At 65.6% G+C, this 12630-nt stretch carries 11 protein-coding genes; 9 read left to right on the forward strand and 2 right to left on the reverse strand.

Features of this window, described 5'->3' with window-relative positions:
• Positions 1-3 precede the first annotated feature (3 nt).
• The 9 genes from ABZW74_RS06000 to ABZW74_RS06040 all read left to right on the forward strand — a co-directional run bounded on the left by ABZW74_RS06000 (position 4) and on the right by ABZW74_RS06040 (position 10562).
• Complete coding sequence (locus tag ABZW74_RS06000; protein WP_355274865.1) at positions 4-1182, forward strand: MCE family protein; 1179 nt, start codon at positions 4-6, stop codon at positions 1180-1182.
• Positions 1175-2239, forward strand: coding sequence for an MCE family protein (locus ABZW74_RS06005; RefSeq protein WP_355274868.1), 1065 nt, complete (start codon positions 1175-1177; stop codon positions 2237-2239). Before ABZW74_RS06000 ends, ABZW74_RS06005 begins: the two co-directional genes overlap by 8 nt.
• Entirely contained in the window at positions 2236-3459 is a 1224-nt protein-coding gene (locus ABZW74_RS06010; protein ID WP_240861237.1) for an MCE family protein, read from the forward strand. The genes ABZW74_RS06005 and ABZW74_RS06010 overlap by 4 nt, the downstream gene beginning before the upstream one ends.
• 2 nt (positions 3460-3461) lie before the next feature.
• Positions 3462-4721: an MCE family protein gene (locus tag ABZW74_RS06015; RefSeq protein ID WP_355274871.1), complete on the forward strand. Its 1260-nt coding sequence runs from the start codon at positions 3462-3464 to the stop codon at positions 4719-4721.
• Between the two features lie 35 nt (positions 4722-4756).
• A complete protein-coding gene (locus tag ABZW74_RS06020; protein ID WP_240861265.1) occupies positions 4757-5974 on the forward strand; it encodes an MCE family protein in 1218 nt (405 codons plus the stop codon).
• The gene (locus ABZW74_RS06025; RefSeq protein ID WP_355274874.1) at positions 5971-7392 is read left to right on the forward strand and encodes an MlaD family protein; all 1422 of its coding nucleotides are present in this window, start codon (positions 5971-5973) and stop codon (positions 7390-7392) included. Before ABZW74_RS06020 ends, ABZW74_RS06025 begins: the two co-directional genes overlap by 4 nt.
• The gene (locus tag ABZW74_RS06030; protein WP_240861244.1) at positions 7389-8216 is read left to right on the forward strand and encodes a hypothetical protein; all 828 of its coding nucleotides are present in this window, start codon (positions 7389-7391) and stop codon (positions 8214-8216) included. The genes ABZW74_RS06025 and ABZW74_RS06030 overlap by 4 nt, the downstream gene beginning before the upstream one ends.
• Positions 8216-8860, forward strand: coding sequence for a hypothetical protein (locus tag ABZW74_RS06035; protein WP_355274877.1), 645 nt, complete (start codon positions 8216-8218; stop codon positions 8858-8860). The genes ABZW74_RS06030 and ABZW74_RS06035 overlap by 1 nt, the downstream gene beginning before the upstream one ends.
• Before the next feature lie 784 nt (positions 8861-9644).
• Complete coding sequence (locus ABZW74_RS06040; protein ID WP_355274880.1) at positions 9645-10562, forward strand: hypothetical protein; 918 nt, start codon at positions 9645-9647, stop codon at positions 10560-10562.
• 10 nt (positions 10563-10572) lie between these two features.
• Here ABZW74_RS06040 and ABZW74_RS06045 read toward each other — a convergent pair whose 3' ends face one another.
• Positions 10573-11223, reverse strand: coding sequence for an FABP family protein (locus ABZW74_RS06045; RefSeq protein WP_240861398.1), 651 nt, complete (start codon positions 11221-11223; stop codon positions 10573-10575).
• Between the two features lie 132 nt (positions 11224-11355).
• Entirely contained in the window at positions 11356-12507 is a 1152-nt protein-coding gene (locus ABZW74_RS06050) for a hypothetical protein (RefSeq protein ID WP_240861394.1), read from the reverse strand.
• Between the last annotated feature and the right edge of the window lie 123 nt (positions 12508-12630).

Below are 12630 nucleotides of genomic sequence, written 5' to 3' on the forward strand. Positions count from 1 at the left end.
GGGATGACACGTAGGCAGGAGCGCTCCCGCGGGGTGCGGCGGACGGCAGCAGTGGTGATGGTCGGTGTGATCGTCGCCCTGGTGGTCGGTGCGACGGCGCAGTTCCTCGGATGGTTCTCGGGCACGCAGCAGGTCACCCTGGTGGCGCCGCGTGCCGGTTTGGTGATGAATCCCGACGCCAAGGTGAAGCTGCGCGGCGTCGAGGTGGGGCGTGTCGACACCATCACCGAGACCGATGGCCAGGCGGTCCTCACCCTGAACATCGACGACTCGCAGATGGCCCACATCCCCGGCAACGTCACCGCGGACATCAAGTCCAACACGATCTTCGGTGCCAAGGCGGTGAACCTCAGCATCCCGCCGGAAGGGGCGCAGGGGCATCTGACCGCCGGGGCCGAGATCTCCGCCGATCGGGTCGTCGTCGAACTCAACACCGTCTACCAGCAGCTCGTCGCGGTACTCGCGGACCTGCAGCCGGAGAAGCTCAACGCCACGCTCGGCGCCATCAACACCGCGCTCGCCGGCCAGGGGGCCGAGATCGGGGTCGCGCTCGATCAGCTGTCGGGTCTGCTCGGCAAGACCAATCCGCATCTGCCCGAACTGAATCGGCTGTTCCGCGATGGCGCCACCGTGACCAACGTGTACGCCGACAGCATGCCGAACCTGCTGCGTACCGTCGACAACTTCACCTCGATCGGCAACAACCTCGTCGACAACAGCAGCAACCTCGACGCGCTGCTGATCAACACCACCGGAATGGCCAACACGATCGACGGGGTCGTCGCACCCACCAAACCCACGCTGATCTCGGCGCTCACCGACATCGGTCCGGTGGCCCGGCTGCTCGGCTACAACGCACCCGGCATCAAGTGCTTCATCACGTCGACGGCGTCGGCCGCACAGATCGCCGCGCCGTACATGGGCGGAAAGAACGGCAACCTGATGCTCGACGCCAGTATCCTGCCCGGCAAGGACCCCTACCAGTACCCGTACGACTTGCCGCAGGTGCGCGGCGCGGGCCCCCCGACGTGCGAGACCGGGCTGAGCAACCCGTCGTCCACCGAGCACACGAAGTTCTACGTCACCGACAACGCCAACTACCCCTATCAGCCGAGGACCACGCCAAAGGTGAACTCCCAGAAGCTGTTCCAACTCATCTTCGGCGAGCCGGCCCGTGGATAACCGTGCCCGCGCGTTTCGCGCGACCGTCATCAAACTCGGGGCGTTCACCATCGTGATGGTGCTGGTCTTCGTCGCTCTCGTCGTCGTGTTCAGCCGGTACCGGTCGGGGTCGTCCAACGACTACACCGCCGTGTTCACCAGCGCGTCGGCCATCAAGGCGGGCAGCAAGGTGAAGATTGCCGGCGTCGAGGTGGGGTCGGTGGGAGACGTCTCGCTCAACCGCGACAACCAGGCGGAGATCGAGTTCACCGTCGACCAGAAGTACCCGGTGCCCAAGTCGGTGCGGGTGCTGGTCCGCTACGAGAACCTGACCGGCGACCGCTACCTCGAACTGCAGCAGGGCACCGGCAACGTCAACGAGTTCCTCGACGACGGTGCGGTGATCCCGGTCGCCCAGACCGAGCCCGCGCTCGACCTCGACAAGCTCGTCGGCGGGTTCAAACCGCTGTTCCGGACGCTCAACCCCGACGAGGCCAACGACCTCACCGCGTCGATCATCAAGGTGTTCCAGGGCGACGACCAAGGCCTCGCGCTGACCCAGTTGCTGACCAACACGAATCAGTTCACCAATGCGATCGCAGACCGCGACAAGCTCATCGGGCAGGTCATCGACAACCTGAACACCACCCTGGGCACCATCGACGGCGACCGCCAGGGCCTCGACACCAGTCTCGATCTCCTGCAGCAACTCGTCACCGGACTCAACGAGCAGCGCGGCACGATCGGTGCTGCGATCACCCAGACATCGCAGGTCACAACCGGACTTGCCAGTCTGTTGGGTTCCACGCGCGCGGACCTGACCCGCACGATCGCAGCGACCGGCAAGACCTCCGACGAACTACTCGTCGCCGAACCGTATATCCGGCAGCTCATCTCGCGACTGCCCGACGACTACAAGAAGCTGTCCAACCTGGGTAGTTACGGAGCATGGCTGCAGATCTACTTCTGCCGCATTCGGATTCTGCTGGGCGGACCGGGGGGTCAGCAGGTGTACTTCACCTCGAATGACGTGATGGGCAACAAGACCCGCGCCGGGGGGAGGTGTGCGCAGCAATGAGTCTGCCGTTCGGCGGCATGTTCTCCAGCCGCAGAAGCGCCTCCGACGAGGCCGACGTCGCCCGCGAGAAGAAACGCGGTGGCCGTGGCCGCGTCCAGATCGGCGTGATCGGTCTGGTCGTCACCGCGCTGGTCGTGATCACCGCGATGCAGATGGACAAGCTGCCGTTCCTCTCGCCGATCAGCACCTACAGCGCCTACTTCGACGACGCCGGCGGGCTCGTGAAGGGCGACATCGTCTCGGTGTCGGGCGTGCAGGTGGGTACGGTCGAGTCGATCGCGCTCGCCAAGACCGATCAGGGCACCAAGGTGCGGGTGTCGTTCCGCATGAACGACACCGTCGAACTCGGTGACACCTCACAGGCGGCCATCAAGACCGAAACGGTGTTGGGCCGACGCAACCTCACGGTGATCCCGCATCCGGGTGATCGGATCAAGCCGGGCGGCTCGATCCCGGTGACGCAGACGATCTCCCCGTACTCGCTGCAGGATGCGCTGGAGGGCGCCACCTCGACCCTGTCGGAGACCGATACCGACCAGCTGAACCTGGCGTTGCGGACCCTGACGGTGACCTTCCAGAACACGCCACCGCAGGTGCAGGGCGCGGTCAACGGCGTCGCACGCCTGTCGACGACCATCGCCGAACGGGACAACGCGCTGCGCGCACTTCTGTCCAAGGCCAACCAGGTCAGCAGGGTCCTCGGCGATCGCAACCAGCAGATCAATCAGCTTCTGGTGGACGCCAATTCGCTGCTCGGTGAGGTGCAGACGCGCCGCTGGGCGCTCGGTCAGCTCATCGTCGGACTCCGGGATGTGACGCGACAACTGAACGCCTTCATCGCGGAGAACAATCAGCAGCTCAAGCCGTCGCTGGACAAGCTCAACCGGGTGATGAAGATTCTCACCGACAAGGAAGCCGACCTGAAGAAGACCATCGACCGCCTCGGGCCGTATGCCAACACATTGGGCGAGGCCGTGGCGTCCGGACCGAACTTCGATTCGCTGGTCGGCGTCAGCACGTTCGGTGACTACACCGCGGCGTTCATGTCGGCGCTGCGTGGGAAGTATCCGCAGCTGTGGAAGGCGATCATGTACTCCGGCTTCCCGTTGCTGCCCAACGCGTGGAGCGCAGCGCCGCCCGCCGGCACCGACCCGCCGCGGCCGCCGGCACCGAAACCGACCTATCCGACGCTCACTCCGACACCGAGACCAGGGGGCTGACCATGACCATGGGACGTCGCGTGATCCTGGCCGGGCTGGCGGCACTGCTGGCCGTCGCCGTGGTGGTGGTCGGATTCACTGTGTTCACCCGCGCCACCACCAATACCTTCACGGCCTATTTCCCGTCGGTGACCAGCCTCTACAGCGGCGACCCGGTGCGTGTGCTCGGCGTCAACGTCGGCAAGGTCACCGAGATCACCCCGCGTCGGGGTGACGTCAAGGTTGTCCTGCAGGTCGACAAGAACGTCGACATCCCGAACGATGCCAAAGCCGTGATCGTCGCGCAGAGCCTGGTGTCGGGACGGTTCGTGCAGCTGACGCCGGTCTACTCCCAGGGCGCCGCGATGTCCGATGGCGCGACCATTCCGATGGAGCGCACCGCGGTGCCGATGGAATGGGACGACATCAAGAAGCAGCTGACCCGACTCACCGAGGCGGTCGGCCCGGAGGCCGACAACAACGGCACGGCGGCCGACGCCATCAACACCTTCGAGGCCAACCTCAACGGCAACGGTGCGGCGATCAACACGTCGATCACCCAGATGTCGGAGGTGATGGGGACGCTCGCGGCCGGCCGCGGCGACCTGTTCGCGACCATCAAGAACCTGCAGAAGCTCACGGACGCGCTGTCGCAGAGTCATGAGCAGCTCGTGCAATTCAATGGCCGGATCGCCTCGGTCAGTTCGGTTCTTGCGGAGAACACCACCGAACTGAATGGCGCACTCCACGGCCTGTCCACGGCGATGACCGAGGTGAAGACCTTCATCGACCGCAACGGCGCTTCGATCACCGCGTCGTCGCAGGGGTTGGCGAACTCGCTGCGGATCGTCGCCGACAAGGACGAACAGCTGCGTGGTCTGCTGCACTCGGCACCCAACCAGCTCGCGAACTTCTTCAACATCTACAACCCGTTGTCCGGCGCATTGTCGGGCGTGTTCGGCCTCGGGATGGGCACCAACCTGATCACGCTGCTGTGCGGGACGATGGACGCGAACAACCGGCCCGGATTCTCCGGCGCCGACGTCGACCATTGCGTCGAAGTGCTCGCCCCGATTCTCACCACGATCTCGATGAACTATCCGCCGTTCCTCGCGAACCCGGTGTCGGGCAAGAACGCCAACCGCGATCAGATCACCTACCAGAACGCGAGTGTGCGGGCGCGTGCACAACAGAACGAGCAACGCATCGACAACGAGACCCGGCGCGACAACCAGAAGTCCGGACTTCGAGGGCTGTTGATTCCATGGGAGACCGGACGATGAGGGGCGGGGCGTCGGGGCGCCGCTGGCTGGTCGTGATGTCGGTCGTGGTCGCGACGATTCTTGCGGGATGCTCCTTCGACGGCCCGAACTCGCTGCCCGTGCCGGGTGCACAGGGCACCGGCGACGGTGACTACGAGATCACCGCGGTCATCCCGACCGCCGCCGGGCTGGTCAACAACGCGCCGATCCTGATGGACGACGCGACCGTCGGCAGCGTCGGCGACATCGAGGTCAAGAACTGGAACGCTCAGGTCACGATGCGCTTGAGCAAGGGCACGATGGTGCCTGTCGGTTCGCACGTGATGGTCGGGATGACCAGCGCGCTCGGGTCGATGCATCTGCAGATCGTGCAGCCGGAGAAGCCGACCGGGGCGATGATGCAGGCCGGCGACGAGATCCCGCTCACCAAATGCCCGGAGCAGTCGAACATCGTCACCGACCCGAATGTGCCCGCGGTCCCGGACGTGAACTCCGCTCAGCAGGTCGCACTGTGCACCTACCCGACCACCGAGCAGGTGCTGAGTTCGCTGTCGGTGGTGCTCAACGGCGGTGGCCTGAGCCAGTTCGGCGACATCGTGCACGAGATGGATCAGGTGTTCTCCGGTCACCAGGACGCCATCCGGGCGCTGATCCCACGCCTCAACACGCTCGTCGGGGACCTGAATGTTCAGAAGGCCAACATCATCAAGGCCACCGAGGGACTCGACCGACTCTCGGCGACGATGAACCAGCAGAGCCCGACGATCGAGAAGGCGCTGGCCGACGGCCCACGTATCCTCCGGTTGCTCGTCGACCAGCGGGTGCATCTCACCGACATGCTGGCCGCCGTGACGAAGGTGTCGCGGACGACCAACGACGTCCTGAAGGCCAATACCGACGACATCCAGACCTTTGTCCGAGGACTGCGTCCGGCCCTGGAGCAGTTGGCGGCCACCGGTCCGGCCCTGTCGCAGTCGTTGAACATCCTGCTGACCTTCCCGTTCTACGAACCCATGATCCCGACGATCGTGAAGGGCGACTACGTCAACTCCGACCTCGTCCTTGACCTGACCCCAGCCCGGTTGAGCAAGAGCATGTTCGCCAGCATCGGACTCACGGGTCCGGAGGGCGTGCTGGGGCGTCGGGCGGGGGCCGCGGCGCGTGGCCTCAATCCGTTCACCGGTCCGCTGCAACCCGGCGGTGAGCGGCCGCGCGACACCAATGAGCCGGTGCCCGCGCCCGGAATGGTGCCGCCCGGAGGTGGTCATCGATGAAGATCAGCAAGTTCGTCCGCATCCAGCTGATCATCTTCGCGGTCGTGACCGTGGTCGCGATGGTGGCGGTGGGTGTCTACTACATCCGCGTGCCGTCGATGTTCGGGGTGGGCAGCTATCGCGTCGACCTCAACCTGCCGAGCAGCGGTGGGCTCTATGAGAATGCCAATGTCAGCTTCCGCGGCGTCAACGTCGGCAAGGTGGAGGCGGTGCGGCTCACCGACAACGGGGTCACCGCCGAGCTGACCATCCACAACGGTGCCGAGATCCCCGCGTCGTCGCAGGCGTCGGTGCGCAGCGTGTCGGCGATCGGTGAGCAGTACGTGGAGTTCACCCCTCCGCCGAATCCATCCGGCGGCAACCTCTCCGAGGGTTCACAGGTGTCGAGTACCGATGTGCCGGTGGAGATCTCGACGATGCTCGACCAGGCCGACGCGTTACTGCAGAAGGTCGGCGACACCAAGTTGCGGTCGCTGATGGACGAGGCGTTCGTCGCGTTCAACGGCACCGGCGAAGCGCTGCAACGACTTCTGGACTCGATGGCGCTGTTCGTCGACGAGGCCAACAGGAACACCGACACCACGATCTCGCTGGTCGATCAGGGGGGTGCGCTCCTCGCGACCCAGTCGCGGACCGCCGACGACATTCGCGCCTGGACGCGGGACGTCACCACCTTCACCGACCAGTTGCGGGCCAACCGGCCGGAGATCACCGACATCCTCACCAAGGGGCCGTCGACGGTGTCGACGAGCGAAGATCTGTTCGCGTCGATGAACCAGTCGTGGCCGCTACTGGTCTCCAACCTCGGCGTGGTGGCCAAGACGCACGCCGTCTACCTGCCGAACATGCGGCAGATCCTGGTCATCTACCCGCGGCTGATCGCGGCGCTGATCACCGCACTGAACACGGGCAGCGTCAGGTACGGACCGAACGTGAACTTCTCGCTCGGTTTCCAGGACCGCCCACCCTGCAACATCGGGTTCCTGCCGAAGGAGCAGTGGCGCTTCCCGTCGGAGCAGACCGCACGCGAACTGCCCGCCGGCATGCTGTGCCGGGTGCCGCAGGACTCGAACCTCGCGGTGCGCGGTGCGCGCAACTACCCGTGCGTCGAGTACCCGGGACGACGTGCGCCGACGCCCGCGGAATGCCGGACCGGCTACAAGCCGAAGCCGGGAACCGTGGATCCATTCCAACGGGGGCTGCCGTTCGGGCTGAAATGGGAGGCGCAGCGGTCCGGTAACGTGACGCCGGGCACCCCGTCGAGCTACAACCCGGCCCCGGCGGTGTACGCAACCACATACGATCCGGCTTCCGGCGACTTCATCGGCCCGGACGGCAAGACCTACAACGCCGGTACCGGAAACAATGCGCAAGGCGGTACATGGCAGTCCCTGATCACGAAGACGGTGGGCAAATGACACCCGAATCCGACGTACACGAGAAGACCCCGACGACCCGACGCACACGACCCGTTCGCACGTCGCCGATGGGGCGGGCGAAGAAGAAGCCGAAGCCGGCGCCGGTCGAGACAACAGCCTCACCCGACGAGGCGACCTCCCCGCTGATCGAGCCGGCACCGAGCCGCAAGGCGAGGAGCCGTGTCGAGATCACTGCCGACTCCACCACCGAAATCGAACGCGATCCGAGTGAAATCGAGCGCACCGTCAGCTATCGGGAGCGACGGCAGGCGCGGATGTCGTCGGGTACCGACCGCAGCACCGTGCCGAAGGTCCGCTACCGCGGTTCGTCGTCGGGCTCGCGTCGAGACCTCGCGCTCGCGATCGTCGCCGGGGTTCTCATCCTCGCTTTCGTGGCCGCGTCTGTGGTCTTCGCCGTGGGAATCAACCGGCAGAAGGATCTCGACGCGTTGCGCGCCGAGTACTCGTCGTTCGCGTCGCAGTTCATCATCAACCTGACCAGCATGAATCCGTCGAACGTCGACCAGGTCCTCAAGACGGTGCAGGAAGACTCGAGCGGCAAGGTGAAGCAGCAGCTGCAGGATTCGTCGCAGCAGGCGGTCGGGCTGGTTCGCGACACCAATGTGGAGACCAAGACGACGATCCTCAGCGAGGCGGTCACCAAGGCCGAACCCGACGAGGGGTCGGTGATCATGGTGTTCGGCTGGCAGCAGCGTTCGCTGGACGGCAAGCTGCCGATGCAGGTGCAGACGTTCCGGTGGCGGGTCGACATGACGCGCATCAACGGCGACCTGAAGGTCACCAACTATGAGTGGGTGGCGTGATGAAGATCAGCCGGAAGCAACTGGTCGGGGCGGTGCTGGCAGTGCTGCTGGTGGCGTCCGCTACCGCCGCGGTGTTCCTGGGGATGCGCTTCTGGGACGGACGCGCGACGGAGAAATCTCGCGAGACGTCACTCGAGGCGGCCAAGCAGTACGCGGTGACGATGTTCGGCTACAACGCCGGCAACATCACCGACCACATCGATCAGTCGATGTCGATCCTGACCGGTGGGGCGAAGCCGGAATACGTCAAGACCATCACCGAGGCGAGTCTGGCAGCCGAGGTGCGCAAGCAGGATGTGGTCTCCGAGGTCACCATCCAGGATGCGGGTGTGGTGACGAACACCCGCGACACCTCGACCGTCCTTCTCTTCATCAACCAGTCGGTCACCCGCAAGGGCAACAAGGAACTGGTCAGCATCAACCCGAGCCGCCTGACGTACACGATGCAGAAAGACGGCGACCGCTGGCTGGTGAACGCGATCGACGTGATCACCGACGACTCGTTCCGCGGCAAGGTCGACGTCGTGTCGTCCGTCCCGCCCGGCGCGAAGCCGGTCCCCGGTCTCAAACCCCCGGTGTCGGCGCCGCCGAGCGGTGCGCCGTCGACCACCGTGCCGGGTGCGATTCCGGTGCCGACGCCGTAGCAGTCACCCGCTCCCTGGCTCGACGAGTTAGGTGACCGACCGCGATGACCTGCGGAAATGCGCCAGCGTCGTGCCCGCAAAATTTAGGGGAAGAGTTTCTTCCCCGGGGTTCGTAGTCGTCCGCGAGAAATTTCTGGGGGAGGACACCAAGGGTCGGGGAAGAAAACTCCTCCCCTATTTCTTGTGGGCGCAGGTGCCTGGCATCGCGTTCGGCGGAGTGCGACGCCCGACGACTGGTGACTGAGCACGGGCCCGTCAGCGTCCGCTTCCGGGACATACCCGAAAGACCACCGCCAGGGGCTCGATCCTGGCCACCGGCCCCGACGCACCTTCCCGACTCAACTCGAGTTCTCGAGGATGCCCGAAAAACCCTTTGCGGCACCGCGAAAGCGGGCGTAGGTTCGCGTGTACACAAGGAAGGAGGTGGTCTGGAATTGATTGACATACGGACACGTGAGGTGACCATCCGCTAGCGCTGACCGTGTGGCATTCTTATGTCGCACGAGGCGAATCCGTCTCGGCGCCGGCGAATACCCGATGGTCACCCGGCCCCCGCACCCCGACCCGTCCGGTCGGATACGCCCGTACTCGGGTGGTGCGGGGGCCGCTTCGTGTCGCCGCCCCCGCACCCCGACCCGTCCGGTCGGATACGCCCGTACTCGGGTGGTGCGGGGGCCGCTTCGTGTCGGGGCGCGGGCATATTCGCGTAGTGGACTACTCGTGAGTCCGACGCCGGAACCGGGTGGAATTAGCACTGTCAGCCCGATCTATCGAGGAGACAGCGATGACCACCACAGCGACGCAAGCGGCCCACGCCCCCCGCGACGTGTCGTCGATCGGCGGTGCGGCAACGGGTTTCGCGGGCCGGTTCTGGGGTCCGGGTGATGTGGACTTCGGATGTTCGGACACACCGGATTTCGTCTTCGACGACCCGCACGCGGCCGGCATCTTCCACCATCTCGAGGATGGGGTCACCAGCATCCACAACCGCGGCGACGAGGTTGTCGGTGTATTGGTGCTCGGCGTCGACGGACTGCTCGAACGGGTGGTCCTGTCTCCCGGTGAGGTGACGCCGCTGCCGGCACAGGATCTGCTCTGCTATGTGCAGGGGACCCGCACCGACGGAATGCCCCGACTGTTCGGCGCGCTCTGGATGCAGGGTGGTCGGGTGATGGGCGCCACGTTGCCGATCCCCACTCGACGTGAGTTTCTCGATCAGCATTATCTGACCCCGTGGAGCGCCGACTGGAACGGTGGCTACACCCATCAGGACCATCTCGATGCCGAGGGCGACGGGCTCTCGTTCCAGTACCGCACCGGTGGGTCGTCGATCACCGTGCGCAACACCGGCGAGAAGTGGATGGCGGTGCTGCACAACGGGGGTCATGTCCGTGCGGTGACCGAGATCCCGCCGGGTGCGATGGCGACCTTCCCGGTGGACCCCGAGGCGAAGACCGGGCAGGTCTTCTCCGTGGTCGGTCGGCGCGTCGGGGGTGGCGCCGGTCGTGCGCCGTACATGTCGGCGTCGGGCACGATCCACCCGGGCTGGCCCGGCCGGCCGGGGACGGCCACGAGCTACGGGTCGGTGGTGATCATGCTGGGCGCGGTGGTCTACAGCGCCTTGCCGAAGCGGAATCTGTACCTGGCGTGGTCGGATCGCCGCAGGCTGCGGCACGGGTGCCGGAGTCGACGCCAGGCGTGAGTGACCGCGCTCAGCCGACGTGGCGTCGTAGTTTCGCCGACAACCGGGGGGTGAGGTCGCCGTCGGCGTCGACGCGTTCCTCGACGTAGGCGAAGTCACCGTCCTCGACGAGGCCGTAGAGGCGTTTGGCGCCACCGGCGTGGCTTCCGGTCTCGGATCGGATCACCACGTCGGTGGTCAGGTTCCACGAGGTCTGATTGAGCGGACGGCCGTAGAACAGCTCGATCCAGCCCTCCGCATGCGCCAGCAGGAACTCGATGCTGTCGTCTTCGGTGATGCGCCAGAATCCGGATTCGCGAAGATCGGGCCGGACGAAGTTCGCGTCCTCGTCGATCACCCAGGAGCGTGACTCCCAGCTCAGGAAGTTCTGGCCATCGTGGGAGACGACGATCTGCTGGGCGAAGTGATAGTCCTCGCCGGTGTGCGGATTGTGCCCCTCGCCTTCGCCGCGCCACACCCCGACCATCGGCAGCAGCGCGAGCAACCCGGGGTGCAGGTCGGCGCCGAGCCGGAGGTTGGCGGTGTCGGCGGGCAGCGGGAGGTCGTCCCAGGTGGGGACGTTGCGTTCACGGCTGCCTGATTCGACGGCACGTGCTTCCGCTTGGTTGATCGCCTCGTCGCCGGAGCGACGCGGGTCGCCACCGGAAGCGTCGGTGCTCACGACTCGTCGGTGACCAGTCGGTAGAGCACGTAGACGGCGAACCAGGTGATCAGCAATGCCGCGAGCACCAGGAGAATCTCGAAGAAGATGACCACGGGTCGATTCTACCTTCCGGGGTTGGCGCGCTCTCGGTCAGCTACCGAACAGGCCGCCGAGGCTGCCGAAGTCGGGACCGGCGGGGCCCGAGCTCAGGGTGCAGCCGGGGCCGTACAGCATGCGGTAGACCGCGCACTTGGCGTTGCGATCGTCGAGGCGGATGACGGTGCCGTGCCGGGTGCGGCCGGGTCCGCCGATGGTGGTGATCGGTGTGGGACCCGACCACGGGCCATTGGGGGAGGGTGCCGTCGAGTAGTAGATCTTGCGGTCGCCGTAGATCTTGTCGGTGTACAGGAAGTAGGTGCCGCCGACGCGCGTCATGCTCGGCCCCTCCTGCACCCGCGCCGCGCAGTTCACGGTGCGCTGCCACGGCCCGTTGAACGACCCCGACCGCCAGACCTCGTTGCAGTTGCCGTCGCGCTTGATGTTCAGGTACTTGGTGTTGCCCTGCTGGAACAGCGAAGCGTCGATACGGTCGCGGGCGCCGGGGTTCAGATTGATGCGGTTGGCGGGTCCGGCGTTGAAGATGATGCTTCGTCCGCTCGGGACCGCACGACCGCGTCCGGCCGCGGTGATGTCGAGCTGGTTGACCCGCACCATGTACGGCGTCATCCGGTCGGCGCCGACCTGGCCGCGGTGATGTCCGAAGTAGCCCGCGGTCAGCACGATCCAGATGCTGCCGTCGGCGGCCTTGTACCAATCGGGGGCGACGATGTCGCTGCCGCGCGGCGCCGGATTCAGCGAGATGCCTGCGTAGGCACCGTTGTTGAACTGTCGCCCTTCCGGTCTCGACCAGTTCTTGCCGTCTCGGGACACGCCGATCATCGGCCAGAACCGCCCGTTCTTGCGTGGCCAGTTCGACAGCATCCAGAAGTATCCGTTGTGGTAGATGACCGACGGATCGCTGAACGGATTCTGGCCCCGACGGTACGGCGTCGACAGGTACTTGAACGTCTTGCCGTTGGACGAGTAGTACATCGTGTCGGTCAGGTCGCCGTCACCCGAGAAGAACGTCCCGACCAGGACGTTGGATCGTGCGAACTGCTCGAATGACGGTGCCGCGTGCGCGGGCGCGACGACATGTGCCGATGCGGCTCCGAACAGGGCCAGCATCGTGATGGCCAATCGGAGGCGGAGGGATGGGCGGCGTCGTGATGCGCAGCCAGACTGCGTGACCGTCGTGGACATGCGTCAGAAATATCATGTGTCCGATTGCACGGACGTACCGAAATGCGTTCGGCGCCAACATTTCGTCCGTTCGGAGGAACGGGACCGCGAGAAACGCGAACGGCCCGGTCACCTCCGAAGAGG

The organism is Gordonia sp. NPDC003585 (assembly GCF_040610755.1).
GTDB lineage: Bacteria > Actinomycetota > Actinomycetes > Mycobacteriales > Mycobacteriaceae > Gordonia.